At 64.4% G+C, this 22,611-nt stretch carries 18 protein-coding genes and 1 riboswitch; of the genes, 9 read left to right on the top strand and 9 right to left on the bottom strand.

The genetic code is table 11. The annotated features are described in order from the left end of the window. Window positions 1-370 (top strand): DUF6944 family repetitive protein (locus JFN91_RS20445; protein ID WP_199391000.1); only part of this gene is annotated, 370 nt, incomplete at its 5' end. A gap of 143 nt (window positions 371-513) precedes the next feature. Here JFN91_RS20445 and JFN91_RS20450 read toward each other — a convergent pair. Then, on the bottom strand, window positions 514-924 hold the full coding sequence (locus tag JFN91_RS20450; RefSeq protein ID WP_199391001.1) for a hypothetical protein: 411 nt from the start codon (window positions 922-924) through the stop codon (window positions 514-516). Between the two features lie 152 nt (window positions 925-1,076). Here JFN91_RS20450 and JFN91_RS20455 point away from each other — a divergent pair, with 152 nt between their 5' ends. The 3 genes from JFN91_RS20455 (at window position 1,077) to JFN91_RS20465 (ending at window position 3,423) form a co-directional block, all read left to right on the top strand. Then, a complete protein-coding gene (locus tag JFN91_RS20455; protein WP_199391002.1) occupies window positions 1,077-1,388 on the top strand; it encodes an MGMT family protein in 312 nt (103 codons plus the stop codon). 207 nt (window positions 1,389-1,595) lie between these two features. Next, window positions 1,596-2,717 carry a sensor histidine kinase gene (locus tag JFN91_RS20460; protein ID WP_199391003.1) on the top strand — a complete coding sequence of 374 codons (1,122 nt, stop codon included), beginning with the start codon at window positions 1,596-1,598 and terminating at the stop codon, window positions 2,715-2,717. 151 nt (window positions 2,718-2,868) lie between these two features. Further along, complete coding sequence (locus JFN91_RS20465) at window positions 2,869-3,423, top strand: NADPH-dependent FMN reductase (protein WP_199391004.1); 555 nt, start codon at window positions 2,869-2,871, stop codon at window positions 3,421-3,423. A 186-nt stretch (window positions 3,424-3,609) separates the two neighbouring features. On the opposite strand, the gene JFN91_RS20470 is transcribed toward JFN91_RS20465, so the two are convergent. Then, a complete protein-coding gene (locus JFN91_RS20470; RefSeq protein ID WP_328747766.1) occupies window positions 3,610-4,299 on the bottom strand; it encodes a C40 family peptidase in 690 nt (229 codons plus the stop codon). A gap of 289 nt (window positions 4,300-4,588) precedes the next feature. Further along, entirely contained in the window at window positions 4,589-4,795 is a 207-nt protein-coding gene (locus tag JFN91_RS20475) for a hypothetical protein (protein WP_183349611.1), read from the bottom strand. Window positions 4,796-5,146: 351 nt separating this feature from the next. After that, window positions 5,147-5,223: riboswitch (cyclic di-GMP riboswitch) on the top strand. Window positions 5,224-5,287: 64 nt separating this feature from the next. Between JFN91_RS20475 and JFN91_RS20480 the strand changes: the two genes are divergently transcribed. Continuing rightward, a complete protein-coding gene (locus JFN91_RS20480) occupies window positions 5,288-7,447 on the top strand; it encodes a coiled-coil domain-containing protein (RefSeq protein ID WP_199391006.1) in 2,160 nt (719 codons plus the stop codon). A 7-nt stretch (window positions 7,448-7,454) separates the two neighbouring features. On the opposite strand, the gene JFN91_RS20485 is transcribed toward JFN91_RS20480, so the two are convergent. Continuing rightward, complete coding sequence (locus JFN91_RS20485) at window positions 7,455-7,745, bottom strand: GSU3473 family protein (protein ID WP_236015288.1); 291 nt, start codon at window positions 7,743-7,745, stop codon at window positions 7,455-7,457. Between the two features lie 339 nt (window positions 7,746-8,084). Here JFN91_RS20485 and JFN91_RS20490 point away from each other — a divergent pair, with 339 nt between their 5' ends. From JFN91_RS20490 to JFN91_RS20505, 4 genes are all read left to right on the top strand, one after another. Next, window positions 8,085-10,829 (top strand): OmcA/MtrC family decaheme c-type cytochrome, encoded by a 2,745-nt coding sequence (locus tag JFN91_RS20490; RefSeq protein ID WP_199391007.1) that lies wholly within the window; start codon window positions 8,085-8,087, stop codon window positions 10,827-10,829. 102 nt (window positions 10,830-10,931) lie between these two features. Then, the gene (locus JFN91_RS20495) at window positions 10,932-12,233 is read left to right on the top strand and encodes a porin family protein (protein ID WP_199391008.1); all 1,302 of its coding nucleotides are present in this window, start codon (window positions 10,932-10,934) and stop codon (window positions 12,231-12,233) included. Further along, complete coding sequence (locus tag JFN91_RS20500; protein WP_199391009.1) at window positions 12,233-12,667, top strand: cytochrome C; 435 nt, start codon at window positions 12,233-12,235, stop codon at window positions 12,665-12,667. Before JFN91_RS20495 ends, JFN91_RS20500 begins: the two co-directional genes overlap by 1 nt. After that, complete coding sequence (locus JFN91_RS20505) at window positions 12,655-13,503, top strand: cytochrome C (protein WP_199391010.1); 849 nt, start codon at window positions 12,655-12,657, stop codon at window positions 13,501-13,503. Before JFN91_RS20500 ends, JFN91_RS20505 begins: the two co-directional genes overlap by 13 nt. A gap of 305 nt (window positions 13,504-13,808) precedes the next feature. Here JFN91_RS20505 and JFN91_RS20510 read toward each other — a convergent pair whose 3' ends face one another. The 5 genes from JFN91_RS20510 to JFN91_RS20530 form a co-directional block, all read right to left on the bottom strand. Continuing rightward, window positions 13,809-15,422: a glycerol-3-phosphate dehydrogenase/oxidase gene (locus JFN91_RS20510; RefSeq protein WP_199391011.1), complete on the bottom strand. Its 1,614-nt coding sequence runs from the start codon at window positions 15,420-15,422 to the stop codon at window positions 13,809-13,811. A gap of 147 nt (window positions 15,423-15,569) precedes the next feature. Beyond that, complete coding sequence (gene glpK, locus JFN91_RS20515; protein WP_199391012.1) at window positions 15,570-17,048, bottom strand: glycerol kinase GlpK; 1,479 nt, start codon at window positions 17,046-17,048, stop codon at window positions 15,570-15,572. A 52-nt stretch (window positions 17,049-17,100) separates the two neighbouring features. Beyond that, window positions 17,101-17,703, bottom strand: coding sequence for a hypothetical protein (locus JFN91_RS20520; RefSeq protein ID WP_199391013.1), 603 nt, complete (start codon window positions 17,701-17,703; stop codon window positions 17,101-17,103). A gap of 168 nt (window positions 17,704-17,871) precedes the next feature. Next, window positions 17,872-20,997 (bottom strand): OmcA/MtrC family decaheme c-type cytochrome, encoded by a 3,126-nt coding sequence (locus JFN91_RS20525; protein ID WP_199391014.1) that lies wholly within the window; start codon window positions 20,995-20,997, stop codon window positions 17,872-17,874. A gap of 101 nt (window positions 20,998-21,098) precedes the next feature. After that, on the bottom strand, window positions 21,099-22,604 hold the full coding sequence (locus JFN91_RS20530; protein WP_199391015.1) for a fibronectin type III domain-containing protein: 1,506 nt from the start codon (window positions 22,602-22,604) through the stop codon (window positions 21,099-21,101). Between the last annotated feature and the right edge of the window lie 7 nt (window positions 22,605-22,611).

Raw genomic sequence — 22,611 nt, forward strand, 5'->3', positions numbered from 1 at the left:
CGGTGACTCGCTCGACGCGTCCGGTGACTCGCTCGACGCGTCCGGTGACTCGCCCGACGCGTCCGGTGACTCGCTCGACGCGTCCGGTGACTCGCTCGACGCGTCCGGTGACTCGCTCGACGCGTCCGGTGACTCGCTCGACGCGTCCGGTGACTCGCTCGACGCGTCCGGTGACTCGCTCGGCGCGTCCGGTGACTCGCCCGGCGCGTCCGGTGACTCGCTCGACGCGTCCGGTGACTCGCTCGACGCGTCCGGTGACTCGCCCGACGCGTCCGGTGACTCGCTCGACGCGTCCGGTGACTCGCTCGACGCGTTAGGTGACTCACTTGGCACAGCGGGTGACTCCAACGATGCATTCGAGGAGCTCTGAGAGCAAAGAAACAGGAATGAGGAGTATGTGACTGGCCTGCTTTTCAGGTAAGAGGTGCGGGAGGACAATAAAGAACGGGGGGATCTTACGATACCCCCCGTTCTTTTGGGTGCAGCGGCTCTTGTGGCGGAAATTGGAGTGGATCAAGCAGGGATACTGTCTTGGTCGTTCTGCGATGCAGCAGCTTTCTTGGCCCTGGAATGGGTCCTTCTTTCTTTGGCGAGATCGAAACCGGAAAGGATGAGAAGTTCCGGAGTGCGCACCGCGGCCATATCCAGCAGAGACGCGATCTCATCCAGTAACCCAACGAGTTCTTCCTGGCGGCGCTCGCGCTCGGCAATAGCCAGTTTGCTCCCCAGCATCGACTCGTGGTAAATTAGGTCGTACTTTTCCGATGCCTCGCGATACTCCTCTCGCAGTTGGGGATGCGCGGCCCAAAACGACTCCGGAATCTTGTTGTAATCCAGGAGAGAGTTTCTGAATTTCTGGTTCAAGTGATGAAACTTAGTTGGCCCAATGCTGCGGTAGTTTCGCAATATCCGTTGAGATGTCAACTTAACCTCCTTCCTTCGCTCTACGAAGGGCCCCTACAGGTTAAAGTAAACTAATTTCCGCCACGCAGAAATATACAACGGCGCAAAAAGCTGCGCAACCCGAGAGGGAGAAAAAAGTGAAACGGACTAGGCAAAACCCTTATGGGGACACAGTGGCATCGTCCACCTATCGGCACATCTATGCCGTCGTTTACCAAATCCCGAAGGGGCAGGTGGCCACCTACGGACAGGTAGCGGCGCTGGCTGGCCTGCCGGGACGGGCGCGCCAGGTCGGCTATGCCCTCAGCGCGCTCAACGATCCTTCCGTCCCCTGGCACCGCGTTATCAACGCCAAGGGGGAGATCAGCCTCCGCTCCGGCGGCAGCGCAGGGGATGAGTTGCAGCGCTTGCGACTGGAAGAGGAGGGCGTCGGCTTCGACTCCCACGGGCGCATCCCGCTCCATATCTACCGGTGGCGACCTTAATAAGAGTTTGCGCCCATCCGGCGTTGTTCGCTGCCGCGATACCGCCCACCTCCACCGGACTCGAAAAAAACGCATAGTGCAACAAGCAATTGACATCATAGATAGAAATAATTAAATTAGCCCCACCGAACTCCCCCCATTTCCCACACACCGTCGACATTGGCAATGACAGCTTGTTCTGATCGGATCTCTCCCTTGGAGGCTGCTGTGGATACCCATTTCGCTCCCGCCGAACGCGCCACTGACGATCAACTGCAACAAGAAATCGCGAAGGTTACCACCAGCGTGGTAGTCAACGAACTGCTGCACTCGATCGGCGGCCTGATAGCGGTACTGGACGAGCACCGCCAGGTTGTCGGCCTCAACGACTCTTTCCTAAAGAAGCTGGGGATCGATGATGCCGGTCCGATACTGGGGCTGCGTCTGGGCGAGGTGCTGGGATGCGTGCACAGCAAGGACGAACCACATGGCTGCGGGACCACGCGGTACTGCAGTACCTGCGGGGCGGTGATCGCCATGGTCGCTGCGCTGAACGGCGAGGGGCCGGTGGAAGAGCTCTGCTCGCTCAGCACCAGCAAGGGTGACATGGCCGCCGAGTACGCGATAATGGTGCGCGCCAACACCCTGAAGCTGGAAGGGCAAACCTTCATCCTGCTCTTTCTGCACGACGTCACCCTGGAGCATCTGCGCGCCGCCCTGGAGAGGACCTTCTTCCATGACATGGGCAACATGTTCACGGGTCTCTTGGGCGCGAGCCAGTTCCTGGTACGGGAGAACAAGTCCGAAATGGCGGCCATGATCTACCGCGCCGCCCAGAGGCTGCACAAGGAACTGGAGATCCAGCGGTGTCTCTTCAAGAACGACTTCCTGGAATACCGCCCGTCGCGCGACGACACCACCGCGGGCGAGTTGCTCGCCGAGCTTAATGGCATTTTCGCCAAACACGATGCCGCCACCGACAAGTCCATGCTGCTCCCCGACTCGCTCCCGCAACTCACGGTGAAGACAGACAAGTCACTGGCGTTACGGGTCATGTCGAACATGGTGCTCAACGCCCTCGAGGCGACAGAGGAGCACGGCGAGGTGAAAGTGTGGTTCGAGCAGGAGCCGGACGCCTTGCGTTTCTGCGTCTGGAATGAGAAGGCCATCCCCGACGACGTGCAGTGCCGGATCTTCCAGCGCAGTTTCAGCACCAAGGACGGACCGGGCCGCGGCGTGGGGACCTTTTCGATGCAACTGATCGGCGAGAAGCTGCTCGGTGGAAAGGTGAGCTTTTCCTCCTCGCCGGCGCAAGGGACCCTGTTCAAGTTCCAGATACCGGTCCACTGACCTCGCACCTCCACGCCAGGCCCAGAATGAGTACCAGCCGGCACGCTCTTTCGGCTCCAACTGATTCTTGACTCGCTCTTCCAATAGCAAAGCGGTGCCGCGGTGCTATAGTCATAGCTGTGACTATTACGCTATCAAGGGAGGAGAAGTTATGAGCCAGTATCAAATAGCTGTCATCGTCGGGAGCCTCAGGCGCGACTCGATCAACCGCAAGCTCGCCAATGCGCTGATCAAGCTGGGACCTGCCGATTTCTCGTTCAAGCTTCTGGAAATAGGGGACCTGCCCCTGTACAACCAGGATGACGACGACAACCAGGCGCAGTCCGTCGTGCGCCTGAAAAGCGAGGTCAAGGCGGCATCAGGTTTGATCTTCGTGACGCCTGAGTACAACCGGTCCATGCCCGGCGTGCTCAAAAACGCGCTCGACAACGCCTCACGCCCCTACGGCACCAGCGCCTGGACCGGCAAACCGGCCGGCATCCTCGGGGCTTCCATCGGACAGATCGGCACCGCGCTCGCCCAGCAGCACCTGCGCAACACGCTCGCCTACCTCGACGTGCCGACCATGGGGCAGCCCGAGGTGTTCATCCAGGTCAAGGAAGGCTTCTTCGACGCGGCGGGCGACATCACCAGCCCCGACACCGTGAAGTTCCTGCAGGGGTGGATGGAGCGCTACGTCCAGTGGGTGAAGCGGCACGCGGAATGAGCTAGTGCTTCAGGGGGGCTGCTACGGGGACTGGCTCCGCCAGGTGCCTGTCCCCTTGCTGCTTGGGAAAGGTGGCTGAGCAGAAGGAGTGTTTCTGAGCTGAGAGAAGCGTTGCTGTGCTGAAAGGAGCGTTCCGCTAAAGGGACAGGCACCTACGGAGCCTGTCCCTTCTGCGTTGGCCTGGACTCAGATGACCCGCTTCGCGCCCAGGTAGCGCGGGCGGTAGTAGTCGCTGTTCATGTCGGAGATAGTGACCTCCCCCTTGCCGGAGGAGGCGTGAATCATCTTGCCGTCACCAAGATAAATCCCGACGTGGGAGGGGTACTCCGCATAGGTCTGGAAAAAGACCAGGTCCCCTTTGCGCAACTCCCCCGGCGCCACGTCGCTGCCGACGGTGATCTGCTCCCGGGCGGTACGCGGCAGGTCGATCTGGTTGGCGTGGAATACCTGCTGCACGAAACTGGAGCAGTCGATGCCGTCCGCCCCCTCACCGCCAAACCGGTACGGGGTGCCAAGATAGCGGGCGGCGGTCGCACTGATGTGGTCGATCTCGGCTGCCGTGCCGCCGGTCATCGGGACAGGCGTCGTGGGGATCGCTTCGCCTTCCGCCTCTGCCGTCTCGAGAGCCGCGCTGCCGCGGTAGGCGCCGGGGAGGCCGAGCCCGAAGTCGAGACCGGGGACGGACTGCAGCGCCGCGCCGGAGGAGGCAGGTGCTCCCGAGTCCGAAACGGCCAGGGCAAGGGTGCTCTGCATCATCTGGATCCGGAGCATTTCTGCCGCGACCCGGGGAGAGACCGCTTCACGGCCGGCCGTACCGGTAACGGATTGCAGCAGGGACTCGAATCCGGAAGGGGTGGCAGCAGCCTTCTTTGCCACGCATGCATCAGGTAGTGATGCGGCAGGGGATGTTATCTGCAGGGGATTTATGGTCATGTTGACGTCGTCTCGCTGCTCCCGCACAAGGCCGCACCAGCGGTTATTTTGACGCGGAGAGTCATCGCTTCGTCACCGCCAGTCGGTCTGGAGGGCCGGGCAGTCACGGTTTTATTGTCTTTTTGTCAGTACAACGGAGGCTACGAGCCTTGATGATGCAATTTGGCAGCCAAGATGGGAACGAGAGGATTGAGGTGAGAGGGATGCAGATGCTTGGCTGGTGACGAGAGCCTCAGTCGCCGAAGGCTTCGCTGTCGGAAATCTCCGCGGACTCGCGCGAGGTCTTCACCACGGTGCCGCGGTAAAGAATGTATTGCCTCTGACAGGCACAGGAATACGACAACCTTACGCTCCAGTGGGCCTGCACGTAACCCGGGTATTCGTTACGCAAGCCGCACTCACAGGTGAAACCGGTATCATCGTGCTCTATATTGGCCATGAAGTCCCCCTGCCCTGCCACAGCATAATAATGAAGATTGCAGTTCGCACATTCAGTGCGCAGGATTTTCCACGTTATATCAACCATCTTAGCATGAACCATGTAGCACCGGCCCCATTAAAAGATGTGCCGATTTTTCTGTATACGATTCTATGCAGCTTCACATGAAAGTCAACGATGAATTAAAAAAGGTCGCCGCCGGCGCCGCGCAGGAGTCCGCCGTCACTAAAAGTCGGCCCGGTGCCTGTCAGGCAAATGACGGTTGCGTTATGGGCAGGCAATAGTGTAATGTATTCAACGCCCTACACATAGGTGGCCGGTTGACTCCGGCGCCCCCTCATACGAATCGATACACGATAATACTAAACCACCCGCGAGGGTGGGGCGGAAAGCCCATTGGGTCTCACGAAGACAGCCGGGTTGCCGAAATATCATATTAAGGCGACGCGGCTTTTTTTATTCGGTAACCGGGTAGCGGATACTGGAGGTCTTATGCTGACACTCGACAGTTCCATAGGCTGTATCGAAGTATCCGAATCTGAAGTCGTCGATCTCTACCGCTCCGCCCCCATCACCCGCAGTTCCGACCAACACGCGCAAACCATGGAGGCCTACATCTGCGCCGTCAGGAAGAAGACACTGGTGAAGGTGTACCTCGCGCTGGTGGTGAACGATTGCAGCATCTACGTCTACTCAAGCCCCGGCAAGGGCAAAAGCGAGCAGGACTATCCCGGCGAAGTGGAAAAAAGCCTCAGCTATGCCAGGGCCATGGGGTTTGCCCCGGAACGGGTCGACCTGAGCTATAGCCCGGCCATGCGCGAAGTGGTGGTGCGCAACACCAAGATCCTGCGCCTTCCCGGAAGCAAGGGAGCCGGCCTCAAACACGGCATGGCCTGCGCACCGGTACTTCCCATGCTGCAGCAGAGCGCGGATACGGCACCTGAACCTGCCGTGACACTCCCTGCTCCGGCAGCCATTCCGTTGCCCGCAGCCGCTCCCACGAGCCTGCCTCTAGCGCACGACAGCCAAGGGGGCGACCTGCTGGCGGCGCTGGCCCAACTGCAACACGAGCAGCAGACGCTGACAGCCGAGCGGGACGCCCTGGCCACGCAGTTGCAACAGCTCTCGACCCAACACCACGAGGCGGTAAAGGAGCTGAGTGCCGCGCGCACAACAGGTGAGGATATTGCCGGTGCAAGGGAGACGCTGGATGCCCGGCAGCGGCAGGCCGACGAGACCCTGGCAGCACGGGACTCCGTCATTGCCGATCTGCAAAAGCAGGTCGCCGACCTGACCCTTGAGCGGGAGGCACTGGCCACGCAGAATGCAGAGCTCTCCCGCAGCCAGGACGCGATGCTGGAAAACCTGGCCCTGGCCCGGCAGGACATCGCCGCGCTCTGCGGGCAACGCGACGGCGCACGGGCTGACTCGGAGGCGGCGGCGCAGCAGCAACGGGAAACGGCAGCGCGGCTGGACGAGGCACGTGAAGAACTGGAAAGGGCGGCCGGCGAGGCGGCAGATACCCGGCAGCGGGTCGAGACGCTGGAAGAGGCCGTGAGGAGCAAGGAGCAGGAACTGGCCGCCCTGCGCCAGGAACTGGCAGGGGTGAGTTCGGAAAGGGATGCGGCGCTGCAACAGGCGGCAGCGCACCCTGCAGATGAGGGAGCCGATGCCGAAGCGGACCGGCTGCGCCAGGAACTGGATCAGGTCGCGGCCGAAAGGGACACGGCGCTCGCACAGCTCGCCGCCGCGGGCGAAGCACAGGCCCGGGAGGCCGAAGAGAGCGGGAAACAGGTTCAGTTGCACCAGGAGTTGGCTCAGCTGCGCCTGGAACTGGAGCGGGTGGAGAGTGAAAGAGACGCCGCCCTGCAGCGGGTGGCAGCACGGGAAGAGACCGCCCCCGCCCCTTCGGCCCCGGCCGACCTCGGGGAGGCAAGCGGCACCGGATGCAGACCGGGCGAGGAAACCTTCCCCAGCCGCGTCCTGCCCGGACTCCAGGATGCGGGTCCGGAACCGCTTTCGTCCGGCACGAAAAGCGTGCTCCCGACCTTCACGGAAAGCGCGCTCCCGCCTTTCGCGGAATTGCTGTCCCCGCCACAGATGGGACACCCCTGGGACACCCCGGCAGAAGTTGCCGAGCCTGCCCCCCCCGAGGACGGCGGCGCCGGCTTCGCTTTCGGGGAACAGGAAACCTCGTTTCTTCCCCTGGGCGACCTGCAGGAAGGCTTCTTCACGGCCGGCGACGACGGCGCGGCGGTCCGCTTCCTGCTGGAAAGCGGCATGGACGCCATCGACTGCCCTGCCGCCGAGGACGTGCTCGAGTTGCACCAGTCCATCAACAACGCCTACCTGTCGCCGGAAGGAACGGGAGGACAGGAAAGCTGCCAGGGGTACATCTGCTGCCTGCGCAAAGGGGATGAAAAAGCCGTTTTCGCTGCCATCTACGGCACGAAGAGCCACCGGACCAGGGTGTACCTTCCCGAGACCCAGCCGCGGGACGACGAATCCTACGCCAGGACGGTGCGTGGTGCGGTCAGCTTTGCTGAAGAGGTGGGGCTGATGATGGAGCGGGTCCCGCTCGAGGCGCCCGGCCCGAAACGCCAGGAACGCCTCAAGCGGTGTCCGGCCTTGAGGTTGGCTTACAATAAGTGACGCGGTGTCACGCCTGCTTTCTCTTGAAAAGGAAGTCGCTCCACCTCTCCCCTGCCCTGCTGAGAGGCTGCTGCGACTTCCGTATCTGGTCACGCCCGATGTGAACCCACCCCGAAGACCTTTGGAATGCGACGATCTTGTTTTCCCGGATCAGGTAATCGAGCATATATGAAGGGACCTTCTTCTCTTCCCCGTTGTGAAAAATCACCGTGATACCCATGCGGCTCTCCGTTTGGTGGTACTCCCCTTTCTGACCTGAATAGTCGAATTCGACACCCACCCCCTTTTCATAAAGCATGCCAGCCACTAAGCATTCTATCCCACGGGCCTGACCTATTCAAGGCCTTATTGGTCGCATTACCACCCCGTTTCCGCCCGGTGGTCATTCCCCCGCCCCGTGTCCCGAGCACCCACAAAAAACGAGCGAGCACCCTTGCTATTTCATGAACAACTGCTAAGTTTCTACATTGTGTTTGAAATCTTTAATAATTATCAGGAGGTGTTCACATGATTGTGACGGACTACGACAGCTCATAATCCCGCCGACACCGAAATCCCCCCCTAGAACAAATCCGCTGTGGCTTTCTTTCCGGGTCCAGAAGCAGCCTTCATGCGACACCAGAGACAAGGAGGATTTATGCAAGAAAAGCTTTTGAAACGGTTTTCCGCTTTCGTGATTGCATCGACCGCGGCCACCGCTCTGTTGCTGGGCGGCTGCGAAGGGGACCGGGGGCCCAGGGGCGCACAGGGGCCTGCCGGCACCGGCGCCTTCACCAACCTGAGTTCCTCGACTGCCGACCAGCAGGCCAACATCACCTTCGACCAGCAAAACAGCACCGTCAACAGCGTCACCATCAAGAGTCCGCCGGTGGTGACCTTCACGCTGAAGACCGCCAACGGCCAGCCGGTGGAGGGTATCGGCAGAAGGAACGCGTCGGGCCAGTTGACCAACCTCGCCTTCACCATCGCCAAGCTGGTCCCCGCCAGCAACGGAACCCCGTCGCACTGGGTCAGCTACATCGTGACCACCGCCCCCACCGACGGGTCGGCCCCCTCCGCCACCAGGCCGACCAGGGACCGGGAAGGGACACTCGAGTCGCTGGGCAACGGCAAGTTCCGCTACACCTTCGCCCGTGATATCAAGCTGGTACAGAGCCAGGTCAATGCCATGACCTTCAGCGGCAACAACCGCAGAAACGACCTGGGTGACCTCACCTATGACCCGAGCCTCACCCACCGTCTGGTAATCGAGTACGGTGGCAACATCGCCAACACCTCGCCGCAGCTGATCTACAAGAACGCCATCAACATCGTCTACGACTTCGTCCCCGCCACCGGCGCCAGGGTGACCTCGTCGACGACCGGGCAGGCCGAGCGCAACATCGTGCTCACCAAGTACTGCAACGAGTGCCACGGCAACCCGGGCGACCCCAACGATCTCAACCAGCAGGGATGGGGCCTGGGGATCACCACCCCGCACGCCGGCCGCGTCGACACCCGCTACTGCGTGGTGTGCCATACCAGCCAGCGCGCCTACGGCAGGGCCATCTCGACTCCGACCAACGGCGCCTTCACCGGCAACACCTACGTAACGGCGGACACCACGACGGTCGACCCCGGCTCCGCCACCGATGAGGTGCAGGTCCTGGGCGAGTTCGTCACCCTGATCCACAAGATCCACATGGGTGAAAACCTGACCGAGACCGGCTACAACTACGCCGGCATCCATTTCAACGAGGTGGCCTACCCCGAAAGTGCCGCTCTGTGCCGCAAGTGCCACCGCGGCGAGACGGCGCAGCAGCTGGCGGTCACCCCGCAGGGAGACAACTGGCGCACCATGCCCAACCGCAAGGCGTGCGGCAGCTGCCACGACAACATCCACTTCGCCACCGGCACCAACACCACCGGCCCGGCCCACCCGGTCTACACCAACGATGCGAGCTGCAACGCATGCCACACGCCGACGGCGATCACCGAATCGCACGCGCAGGCCCTGGTGAGCCCGCTCAACCCGGCCGCTCCGGCGGGGCTGACCAACTTCGAGTACCAGCTCTCCAGCGCCACCGTGGACGGCAGCAACAACCTCACCATAAAGTTCCGCATCCTCGGTAACGGCACGCCCATCACCCTGGCGACCCCGGCCGCAGGGCTCACCACGGCCCTCACCGGCTTCACCGGCAGCCCGAGCTTCCTGCTGGCCTATGCGAAGCCGCAGCTCGAGACCGGCGGCGCCGTCCCGGCCGACTACAACAACCTCGGCAAGGTGGCGGCCCAGCCTGATCTCATCTCGATCACGACCCTGCTCAATACCAACAACGCGGCGGTCGGTAACATCACCGGTCCCGACAGCAGCGGCACCTACACTGCGACCATCAACTCCGCTTCGGCCTTCCCGGTCGGTGCCCAGATGCGCGCCGTCGGCATCCAAAGCTACTTCACCCAGACCGGCTTCGACGCCTCCATCGCCGGCCGCCACACCCGTGCCGTCATCATCCCGGTCACCGGCGACGCGGTGCGCCGTACCGTAGTCGACCCTGACAAGTGCAGGAACTGCCATGAGTTCTTCGAAGCCCATGGCGGCCAGCGCGTCTACCAGACCCAGCTCTGCGTGACCTGCCACAACCCGAACCTGACCACCTCGGGACGCACCATCACGGATGCCAAGTTAGCCGGCTTCGCCTTCACCCCGATCCAGCTCGGCATCCTGACCACCTGGGATCCGAACTTCGCCACCAACAGGCTGACCCCGGGTTACGCGCTCACGCTTCCCGAGTTCTCCAACAACTTCAAGGACCTGATCCACGGCATCCATGCCGGCGCGACCCGCACCAACCCGATCCGCGACGTGCGTAACGGCCCGGGCACCGGCGTCACCCTCATCGAGGGCTCCGAGATCACCTTCCCCAACATGCTGGGCAACTGCGACGCCTGCCACATCACCCAGCAGAGCTACACCCCCGACGTGATCGAGGCGCTGCGCCCGAGGGCGCTGCCGTCGACCCAGGCCGTCGCGGACGGAGCCATCCCGACCACCGCCACCATCAACGCGGCGCGCGCCACGGTGCCCAATGCGACCGACCTGGTGGTGGCACCGGTAACGGCAGCCTGCGTGGCCTGCCACGACACCCCGCTGGCCAAGGCCCACATGAACGCCAACGGCGCTCAGCTGGGAGCCGCGCTGGCAGGGCCGTCCAACACCAACATGGGCGTCGCCCGCTCGACCCTGCCCTCGGCCACCGAACAGTGCACCCTGTGCCACGGCCAGGGGCGCGTCGCCGACGTTATCATCATGCACGGGCAGAACCGCCCGCAGCTGGTCCCCTCCAGCCTCACCACGGGGAGTTCCGCCGCCCGGATGGTGAAGCTGCTGCTCAACTGGTGATGTTCTCTTTCTGACCCGCCGGGGGCGCTCGCGCCCCCGGTTTCATTTGCAACTGCATTTCCCCACCGGCAACCAGATCGAACCAAGAAAGGAGGAAATGTTTTGAAAATCAAAGCGAAAACAACGACACCGGCGCCCCCCGGCGCGCTCAAGGCGGTGGGGAGCATCCTGTTGGCCTGCGCCCTCGTCATCTGCGGCCAGCAGGCCGCCGACGCCACCGCGATAAACGGCAATTCCGAGACCATCCTGCGCATGAGGGAAGGGGTTTTCGGGGAGAACCTCTTCCCGCTCTACGAATACCTGGACCTCGCCGCCAGCGACGCCGCCGGTCCCGGGGCGATCTCCCTGGAGATCGGCGGCTGGGGACGGGTCGACCTGGGCGACCGCGGCTTCGAGCACCGCACCGACGGGGACATCCAGTACGGCTTCCTGAGCTACCGCGCCAACCGCGGCAACTTCACCGCCAACGCGGGGCGGCAGTGGGTCGTGGAAGGGGTGGGGACCGAGCGCATCGACGGGCTCTACCTGAGGACCGACCTGCTGGCCGGCTTCACCGCGGCGGCCTACGTCGGCAACCCGGCCGTGACCCAGCCCGATTTCAACGGCGGCGACCTCATCTACGGCGGCCGGCTGGCCCACTCCATGCCCAAGTACTATTCGATAGGGGTGAGCGCCCTGAGGACCGAGGTGGACGGCGAAGGGATCCGCGAGGAGGAGGGGGTGGACCTGTGGCTGCACCCGGTGGCCATGGTCGACATCACCGGTCGCTCCACCTACAACTCGCTCACCAGGGGATGGATGGAGCATGCCTACACGGCCAGCTTCACCCCGACCGACGCCCTCAGGGTCTCGGCATCGCTGCAAAACGTCCACTACGAGGACTACTTCTACCAGGTCACCACCAACACGCTGAGCCTCACCAACGGCTTCATCGCCCCCGGCGAGGAGATGTGGAACGTGGGCGGCAGCGTAGGCTACAGCGCCACCAAGAACATCGGCCTCTCCGCCGAGTACAACCACTACGAGTACGACCTGGCCGGCGGCGCGGACTACTACGGGGTCACCGGCAATTTCGGCACCAGCACCGGGCTCGCCGCCGGGTTGTCCTTCCACCGCATGGACGGCTCGACGGACCGGCTGCGCTACAACCAGTACCGCGCCTGGGCCACCCAGAAGTTCGGCCCCGCCGACCTCACCCTCGACTTCTTCGACGTGGACTTCGACGGCAGCATCAGCGGGCGGGAGAACACCTTTTCCCTGGCGGCTGCCGCCGGGTATGATTTCAGCCGCAACCTCAGGGTCGCAGCCGACGTCGACTACATCCGCAGCGCGGACTTCGACAACGAGTTGCGCGGCCTGATCAGGCTCAGCTATGCCTTCGGCGTCGGAAAGGAGGGGAAATAGTGAAAAAGACAGCTTATTTAATGGTAATGGGAATCATGCTCTCCTTCCTTTACGCCTGTGCCAACACCAACAGCATCGCCCGCGTGCATCCGGAAGAGGTGAAGGGGCTTCCCAGGTGCGCGGAATGCCATACCGACCAATGGACGGCACTGAGCCACCAGACCCAGGACTTCTACCTGAAGCACAAGATATACGCGGCCCAGCAGCGCGACGCCTGCAACACCTGCCACAAGGAGTCCTTCTGTGTCCGGTGCCACGCGCACAAGGAAGAGATCAAGCCCAGCGACAGGTACAAGGACCGGCCCGAACTGTCGCTGCCTCACCGGGGCGACTACCTCAGCCGTCACAGGGTTGAGGGGAGGATCAACCCCGCTTCCTGCCTGAAATGCCACGGGCGGCAAAACAATGAGAGGTGCAAAACATGTCACAAGTAACCAGACCAACTCAAGCTCTTGCCATGCTTTGGTGCCTTTTGGTCCTGTCGCTTGTCGGCTGCGGGGATAACAACAACCACGCCAACTTCGATCCCGACAAGGGGGCCCACCCAAGTGACTGGCTCCCGGCCCGGCACGCGGCAGCAGCCATCGGGCACCTCGAGGACTGCACACCCTGTCACGGCATCGATTTCGGCGGCGGCATCTCCAAGGTCGCCTGCACCGACTGCCACATGGGGAACCAGGTCGACGTCCATCCGCTGGAGTGGGACGGGCGCGATTACGCGCTGCACGGCAGCTGGATCAGGCAGCGGGTCGCCGCCACCGGGATCAACCCGGGCCTGCTCACCACCGGGGCGCTGGCAACGACCTACCCCGTGCAAGCCCAGGCCGCCACGGCGCGCTGTGCCACCGCCTTGTGCCACGGCACCGACTACCGCGGCGTCCGCAACTCCGGCCCTTCCTGTTTCGACGATCAGCCGGGCGCCGTCGATTCGAGCTGCCACGCGGGGAACGCCTTCTCCGTCCATCCCCTGGACTGGTTCCCGGCGCGCTTCACGGTGCGGGCGGGGATCGCCATGCCGACCATCCTCCCCGCCCACGGCCCCTACGTCCAGACCTACGGCGCGGCCGAGTGCATCATCCCGGTCTGCCACGGCAACGGGTCGCCGCCGACCATCAACGTCGGCGTCGGGAGCACCAGGATCACCGGCACCACCCCGACGACGCCGAACCCGCAGAACTTCGGCTACCAGGGCTTCACGCACTTCACCACCGGCAGGACGCAGGTCACCGTCACCAACACCGGGCGCCTGTGCGCGGCCTGCCACACCTAGCACCGCCCAAAACCTGAAAAAAGAAAGGGGGCCCCTGTCCAAGACAGGGGCCCCCTTTCTTTATCGGAGGGGACTGGCTCCGCACGGTGCCTGTCCCCTTTGTTTTTGGCTTCGGCAGGCTTGGCCTGGTTCCCAAGCTCCAGCTTGGGAACCCCGTATGGCGCAAAGCTCCAGCTTTGCATCCGAGGGAAGCTGGAGCTTCGGAGAGGCTTTGCGTTCCCAAGGTGGACCTTGGGAACGAGATCAAAAGAGAGGGGACTGGCTCCGCAAGGTGCCTGTCCCTTCTGCCGGTCCCTTCCGCCGGCTCACACCTCGCGCAGGGCGTAGGCGACCTCCTCTAGTTCGCGCTTTTGCCGCTCGGTATTCCACCCCAGGTCCGCCGCCATCAGCGCAACCACCTCCGGAGCCGCCGCACGGGCGCCCTTGCGATCCAGAAGGGACAACGGGACGCGCCGCTCCAGGAAGTCGAGCGCGCGCAGCGCCATCTCGTGGTGGGCGGCGTAGAGCACCTCGCCCTTCAGGTAGGGGTGCCCCTGGATCAGCCTGCCTCCGTGCGCCCCCTGGCAGTACAGGGCCACGTCCAGGCACCGGTCGCCGTAGGAGCGGTACAGGTGCTGGGTGACGTCGGGGGGGAAGCCGTGTCGGCGCTCCAGTTCCCGCAGCAGTTCCTCGCCGAAATGCTCCCCGCCGGCCAGCATGATGCGGTCGGTGCGGCAGGGGTGCTGCGGGGTCAGCGCCGCCTTGTTCACCGCGAAGTTCACCGCGTCCAGCGCCATCTTCCGGTAGGAGGTCCACTTGCCGCCGACGATGGTGATGAGCCCGGTCGGGGAGCAGCTGACCACGTGGTCGCGGGCAAGTTCGGCGGTATCGGCGGTGAAGGGGTCATGCACCAGCGGCCTAAGCCCCGCCCACGACGCGGTGATGTCGGCGGGCTTGGCACCCAGGTTGAAGTAACGCCGCAGGTGGCGCAGCAGGTAGTCGACGTCCTTCTCCCGCGCCATCGGCACCTCGCCCTCCTCGGCCGGTTCCTCGGTGGTCCCCACCAGGCAGTTCCCCTCCCAGGGGAGCACGAACAGCACCCGGCCGTCGTCGGTCTTGGGGATCATGACCCCGGCCCCGACGGGGGCGAAGCTGCCGGGGAGGATGATGTGGATGCCGCGGCTCACCCTGAGCAGGGAGGCGGCGGTGGGGTCGTCCAGGCGGCGCACGATGTCGGCGGAGGAACCACAGGCGTTGACCACGCAGCGGGCGCGGATCTGCCAGGAGGCCCCCACCAGCGGGTCCCGCACCACGGCTCCGGCCACCCTCCCCTTCTCCCGCATGAGCGCCACGACCTCGACGTAGTTGCCGACCACCGCCCCTTCCCTGGCGGCGGTCTGCGCCAGGGCCACGTTCATGCGCACGTCGTTGAACTGGCCGTCGTAGTACTGCACTCCCCCCTTCAACCCCTCGCCGCGGATCATGGGGAAGCGGCGCAGCATCTCGCCGCGGCCGACGAAGCGGCTGTGCCCGAGCCCCGCCTCACCGGCCAGGAGGTCGTAGAGCTTGAGCCCCGCCCAGACGTAGGGGACCTGGGCCAGCCCGTAGAGGGGGGTGACCAGGGTGAGCCGGTGGCAAAGGTGCGGGGCGATCTTCAGGAGGATGTTGCGCTCGTGCAGTCCGTCGCGGACCAAGTTGAACTGCACGCGGTCCCGGTGCAGCACGGCCGACTCCAGGTAGCGCACGCCCCCGTGGATGAGCTTGGTGCTCTTGCTGCTGGTGCCGCAGCCGAAGTCGCCGCGCTCCACCAGCGCCACGGACAGGCCGCGGCTGGCGGCGTCGACCGCGATGCCGCAGCCGGTCGCGCCTCCGCCGATGACCAGCATGTCGAAGGTGCGCCCGCTTTTCAGTATTTCCAGGTTCGCGTTCCGGTCCGTCACTGACTGCCTCCCAAAACCAAAATCTTTAACTCAAACAGGGATAAAGGGGATAAAAGGGATAACGACTAAACCAGAATCTATGGTCTGGCTTTATCCCCTTCATCCCCTTTATCCCTGTTCCATGCCTTTGCCTTGCCTGCGCCTTTCTTACTTAGCCCAACCAAGCGCGAGTTGCACGCATTTTTTCCAGCCGCGGTACATTTCCTCGCGGCGGCCGGGCGCAAGCTTGGGCTCGAAACGCCGGTCCAGCACCCACTGCCGCCGGATTTGCTCCGCGTCCAACACGCCGGCACCGATGCCCGCCAGGAAGGCGGCCCCCAGGGAGGTGCTCTCGGTGCAGCGCGGCCTCAAGACCGGGGCACCCAGAAGGTCGGACTGGATCTCCAGCAACAGGTTGTTCCGGGTTGCACCGCCATCCACCCGCAGCTCGCTCAGGGCGATGCCGCTCGCCCCTTCCATGGCGCGGATGGCATCGACGGTCTGAAAGGCGATTGCCTCCAGGGCGGCGCGCGCCAGGTGCGCCCTGCCGCTGCCGCGGGTAAGACCGGCGATCACCCCCCTGGCAAAGGGGTCCCAATACGGGGTCCCCAGCCCGGAAAGCGCGGGCACTAAGTAGACCCCGCCGGTATCGGCCACGCTGCCGGCCAGCGCCTCGACCTCTGCCGGGCCCGAGATCACCCCCAGCCCCTCCTCCAGCCACTGCACCGCCGCGCCGGCGATGAAGATGGACCCCTCCAGGGCGTACTGCACCGGCTCCCCCGGCAACTGCCAGGCGATGGTGGAGAGCACCCCCTCGCCGCTGGCGGGGCGGTCGCCGCAGTTCATCACCACGAAGGCGCCGGTGCCGAAGGTGGCCTTGGCCATCCCCGCGCTGAAGCACCCCTGCCCGAAGAGCGCCGCCTGCTGGTCCCCCGCCACCCCGACGATGGGGAGCTCAACACCCAGGAGATCGGCACTGGTTGTGCCGAAGTGGGCGGCGCTCCCGAGCACCTCGGGAAGCATGGCACGCGGGACCCGGAACAGCCGCAACAGTTCCTCGTCCCACTCCAGGGTCTCGATGTTAAAGAGCATGGTGCGGCTCGCGTTGGAGAGGTCGGTGACGTGGCGTTTGCCGCCGGTCAGCCGGAAGATGAGCCAGGAGTCGACGGTGCCGAAACAGACTTCCCCCCGTTCGCAGCGCGCCCTGAGCCCGGGCAACGTGTCCAGCAGCCAGGCAAGTTTGCTGGCCGAGAAGTAGGGGTCGAGCAGCAGCCCGGTCCGCTGCCGCACCATGGGCTCCACCCCATCCCGCTTCAGGGCCTCGGTGTATTCCGCGGTGCGCCGGTCCTGCCAGACGATGGCATGATGCAGCGGCTTGCCGGTGGCGCGCTCCCAGATCACCGTGGTCTCGCGCTGGTTGGTGATGCCGATGCCGGCCACCTCCCCTTTGTCCGCGGCGGCGAGCACCCGGCGCACGCAGTCGAGCTGCCCGGCCCAGATCTCCTCCGGGTCGTGCTCCACCCACCCGGGCTTGGGGTAGTGCTGGCTGAGCGGCTGGGAAAAGGTGGCGAGAGCCTCCCCGCCGCTGCCGTAGAGGGTGGCCCTGCTGCTGGTGGTGCCCTGGTCGATGGATAGGAGCTGGCTCACGCGTCCTCCTGTAAAGGGTTAAAGGGGACAGGCACCTGGCGGAGCCTGTCCCCTATTTGAACCTGAAGATGAACCGGGTGCCGACCCGCTCTTCCTGGTGCTGGCCGGTGGAGGACCACCCCGTGACCGGGTCCTGGTCATAGTAGAGCATGAGGTCCGTGCGCGGGGTGAGGTGCACCCCCACCTCGCCGGTCCAGCGCGGCGCGTGCCCGAGCGCGAAGTCGTAACCGGTGCGGGAGCTCGGCTCGATCCGGCTGCCCAGTTCCTCGCCGCCGGTGAGCCCCTTGGTCGCCACGGTCACAATGGAAAACTTGGCCGCGGCCGAAAGGTAGAGGCTTTCGGACAGCGAAAGGCGCCAGCCGGCCTGGGCGTGCAGGCGGTGGGTCGACTGCTCAACCCCGCCGTGCAGTTCCTGCCCGGTGCCCCGGTATCCCACCCCCACTTCGGGTTCCAGCGTCAACTGGTAGCTTGGGCTGTAGCTGAGGCCGGCGTTGGTGAGAAAGCGGTCGGGATCGAAGAACTTGGCGGTCGCCGCCGGTTCGGCAGGGACCAGCGTCTCCATGGGGTCGGAGAGGGTGGGCGCGCCGAGTCCCGCCGCGTACAGCTCCATGACCTGGAACAGGAGTAATGAGAGGGCAGCCAACAGGACTTTCATGGGGGACAGTGTAGCAAAAAAGCGATGTCCCCGCTCACTATTATTAATTAACAGCGCCCCGCGCTCCCCAAAGGGAAAGGGCCCCGGAGACGTCCCGGAGCCCTTTCTTCGCCTCTCAGCCGAGGCGCTTGCTGTGCCTGCGCCTTGGCGCAGGGTTAATGGTTCACGTTAGTCGTCGCCGATCACCGAGAAACGGTGCACGTTCCAGATGGCGTTCGGGCCGGTGGTGCCGTGGCAGGTGATGCATGCCTCGCCGGCGGGGTTGACCGCACTGCGGTTTACGTCGACCTGGCCACCCATGGTGGCGAAGTGGGCCAGGGCGTTGGGCCTGCTGTGGCAGGCGCGGCAGGTGGCGGTGAACGGCGAGTTCACCTTATCCAGCAGGTTAGGCACGGACTTGCGGTCGGCGTCGACCTGGGTCACGTTGTTGCCGGTGCCGATGGCAGTCTGCAGGGTGAGCGCCACGCCGGTCGTGGTCTGCCAGGTGCTCGGCTGTACCTTGTCGCCGATGCGGGTGTAGGTCGCCTTGGAGGCGTCGACCGCGCCGCTGCTGGTCAGGGTGTCTTTGTGGCAGGCGCGGCAGTCCTTGAGGACGCCCGGGAAGGTCACTTCCTCGAAGTTGAAGTCGAATTCGCCGCTGGTGCCCCTGTCGCGTACGAAGGCAAGCGGGATGCCGACCACCAGCGAGTTGTTGCCGGCGTGGATGCCGTGGACCATGTCCTTGAAGTTGTTGGAAGCTTCCGGATACTGGGTCGGATCGCTGCCCAGGGTCGCCACCAGGTCGGTCATGGCGTCCTTGGCTTCCTGGCTGATGGTGCCGGTGAAGGCGGAGCCGGTCAGGAAGTTGGTCACCGCGCCGAGCGAGGTGCCGACCGGGTTGGCCACGATGAACTGGATCAGCGACTGCTGTGCGCCGCGGCCGGAGGTGGAGAGGTTCGGCACGTGGCACAGGGCGCAGATCGCCTCGCCCACGGTATCCTTGCCGATTACGCGGTTGCCGCCGTGCCCTTCGAACCACTCGTGGCAGTTGGCGCACTTGGCCGGATCGATGACTACGCGGCGGGCGGTGTCGCCGGTGACGGTCTTCACCGAGGAGAGGGCGTGGCGCGCGTTGCTGGCCGCGATGCCGCCGGTGCCTGCCGACTGGGTGAAGTAACCCTGCAGGCCCACGGCCCTCATGGTGGCGCCGACCGGGAAGGCGGAAGCGGAAGGAACCACAGCGGTGTAGTAGCCGCTGCTGTCCGGGGTGCCCAAAGTGCCGCCGCCCAGGAGGCTTGCAATGGTGACCGACTTAGGCTGGGCCGCCTTGACGCCCAGGTTGTTGTAGTCGCCCGAGTAGAGCGAGGCGGGCTGGTTCGGGGTGTCCTTGAAGTAGGCGAGCAGGAAGCTCGGGCCGCCGGTGTAACCAACCAGCGGGTTGGTGGAGTTGCCGTCGAAGACCACGTTGGTCTTGGTCGCGGTAAGCGATCCGGTGTTCTTCTGGATCCTGAACTTGATGCTCAGGTTGTTGGTGGCCGGATCGACCGTGGCGCTGGCCACTTCGTAGAAGAAGTTGGTGAGGCCCGCCGGGGTGTTCGGGTTGTTCGGTGTCGCGATATCGGTCTGGTGCAAGAGGTCGGCATCCGCGTGGCAGCCGACGCAGTTGGCGTCGCTGGCCTGAGCGCCCGCGGCATGGCCGACGCCGGTCGCGAAGTTCACGCCGTCGTGGCAGGCGCCGCAAGCTTTACGGCTCGGCCTGGTCTTCCAGTTGTTCGCCTGGGGTGCCGCTGCGAGCTGGTCGGCGTTGTCGCCTTTGTGGCACTGACGGCAGTTGCGCACGTCTTTGGGCAGGATGACCTCGTTGAACAGCACGCCGGCGTAGTTGTAGTTGGTCTTGGTGAGCTTGTTGCCCATGTGGATCTTGTGGATCAGGGTGACGAACTCGCCTGCAACCTCGCCGTCGGCGATGTAGGTCGGTGCCGAGGTGATGGCGCCGGTCGAATCCGTGGTGATGGCCGGGAAGGCGCCGGCGGTGGAGGCGACGTTGGTGCGGCCGATCGCCCTCTGCGAGGTGTGGCACATGAGACAGTAACGTGCATCGCCGCGGCCGCCGTGCGGGGTGGTGACGCCGATCTTGCCGTGGCACTCGTTGCAGGCCGCGGTGGTGATCATATCTTTCACGAGCGGCGGAGTGATGTCAGGGGTCGCCGGAACGAAGGTGGCGACGAAGTACTTCTCGTTGTAGAAGTTGCTGAGCGTCGAGCCGTCGTTCAGCTGTGCGATGGACGGGGTGGAGCGCACGCCTACCATGAGGCGATGGGTCAGGTTGGCGTTGTAGGTGACCATGCCGCCGGTGCCGGCCTTGATGTCCTTGCCGAAGATGACGGTGTAGGAGCCGTCGCCGTTGTCGATCACGGTGTAACCGGTGTCGGTGGTCGGGCGGGTGGTAGCGGTGACCATGTAGGAGAGCCACTGGTCGGGGCTGCCACTGGTGCCCGGCTGCAGCTGGGCGATGACCAGGTTGAAGGCCTTAAGGCCCCTGATCCCCTTGCCGGTGTCCTTGTTGATGACGGTAAAGCTGACGATCGGCTTGCTGCCCGGAATGGACACCGAGCTGATGGAGCCGTCGAGGGTCATGTTGTCGAGGTCCGCGGCGCCCAGGGTGTTGGCATCCTGCGCCGGCAGCAGGGCCGCCGAGCTGAACTTGCCGGAGAGGGCGAGGCCGTTGCTGCTGTAGGCGAGCTGCTGGCCTCCGTTGTTGACCCAGAGACTGGCGGCGTCGGTGTAGGTCTTGCTGACCGAGGCGAGGGTCTGGTTGGCATCGCCCAGGATGCCGGTGAGGCCCAGCAGCTGCGACTCCAGGATGGTCCTGTTGGTGCTGTCCTGGCTGATCACGATGCTGATCGGGTTGGACCCGGTGATGGCGCCGGCCGCAGGAGGGTTACTGAGGTCGATGGGGACCACGGTGCGGAAGGTCCCCTGGGCCACGACCGCCTTGAACACGAGGATGGTCTTGGTCGCAGGCAGGGTGAAGGTCAGGTTGCTGAAGCTTCCATCCGTACCGATGGCTGCGGTACCGAGCTGAGCACCGTCCTGCGCGTTGTACACGAAGACGTTGTTCACGGCAGCGGCCGAGGTAGAGGAGAGGAAGACAGCCTTGGCTGCAGCCTTGGCAACGTCGACCTTGCCGCCGACGGTTACCTCCGTCCCCTTCTCGGTGCGCTTGGTGCTGGACCCTCCTCCGCTGCAGCCCGCCATAGGCAACAGCACGCATACTACGAGTGCTACGAGGTACCTTAGGTTTCTGCCGATCATAGTTTCCTCCTGTTGTTGGTGTCCTGCGTCGTTCTACATCGTGGTCTCATCGAGCTGTAAGCAAACTCCTCCTTTAGATCGTGATGCTGCGCAGTTTATGGCTAGGGAGTCACCTGTCCACTGACCGTGACGCCCAAAGACGGTCGATTCGGCGTTACCGAGAGGGCGGCACTTGCCGCCGAGCGGTTGCCCGCGGCGTCGAAAGCCTTGACCGTGTAGGAGTAGGTGGTGGCCGAGGTGACTGAGGCGTCGGTGAAGCTCCTGGCAGCGGTCGTACCAACCTTCACGCCGTCACGGAAGATGTCGTAGCCGGTGACGGCGACGTTATCGGTCGAGGCGTTCCAGGAAAGGGCCACCGAGCTGGTGGTGCCGGTGATAGCGGTGGTGACTGCCGTCAGGCCGCCGGGTGCGGTCGGGGGCGTCAGGTCGAGCTGCGCCAGCAGGTCGCCGGAGAGCTGCCCACTCACGGTCACGCTGAGTGAGGCCTGGTTCGGTTTCACGGAAAGCGGTGCGCTGGCGGCCGAGAAGTTGCCCGCCGCGTCGAAGGCCACCACCGTGTAGACATAGGTGACGTTGGAGGTGACCGGGGAGTCGATGAAAGTGGTGGTGGTCGTGGTGCCGATCTTGGCGCCGTCGCGGTACACGTCGTACCCGGCCACGCCGATGTTGTCGGTGGCCGCGGTCCAGGTCAGGACTACCGTGCTGGTGGTCGAGTCGATGGCGGCGGTCGTCGCCGACAGTCCGGTTACCGCCGACGGGGCCGTGATATCGGCGAAGTTCGGCTCGAGCGGCGGGGTGGTTATCTGGGCGGTCAGGCTGACCACTGCCGCGGCGATTGCTCCCGGATTGGCGGCGGCGACCTGGGTGGACGCGGCGGTGAATACGTCCACGAAGGTCTGGTAGGCGGGAAGGGCCGGGTTGACATCGGCGATGGCCTGGTTGATCACGGTCATCGCCGCCGTGGTGTCGGTGACCGTGCCGCCGGCCTTGGAGTCGACAATCATCTGGTCGATGACCATCAGGGCGGCCTGGTAGGCCGTGCTCTGGGCGGGCGGCGCCAGGATGTCGGTCACGTTGAACAGGTCCCCGACCTGGGCGTTGGCCGCAACGACCGCACTCTGCAGCACCGCAGTAGTGACGGTGGTGACGGTGGCCTTCTGCTCCAGGATCAGGGGGAGCTTCTGGAAGGCGGCCTCGGTAAGGGGGCTCACCGTGACCGGAACGTCGGGGTTGAAGTGGTCCACGACCGCACTGAAGGAGTCGGTTGACCGGAACGGGACCGGCTGCCCGGTGCTCTCGCTCAGGTAGGTGGCCCCGGCCTGGCCGGTAACGGTGACCACCACCGGCCCGGTTACCGAAGCCGGGACCCGTACCGCGTAGCTGCCGTCGTTACCGGTGGTACCGGTGCCGAGCAGGGCGCCGCGGCTGCCGTTCAGTTGCAGCCGGTACACCGAGACCAGGGCGCCCGCGATGGGGCCCTTCATGGCGACACCGGAGATCACCCGCGTGCCGCCACCGCCGCCACCGCCGCCGCAGCCGGTAAAGAGCAACGGCAGGCAGAGGAGCAGTAGGACCGCCACAACCTGTTTTTTCCAGGGAATGCACATATTATTT

This window comes from Geomonas anaerohicana (assembly GCF_016458305.1).
GTDB classification, from domain to species: domain Bacteria; phylum Desulfobacterota; class Desulfuromonadia; order Geobacterales; family Geobacteraceae; genus Geomonas; species Geomonas anaerohicana.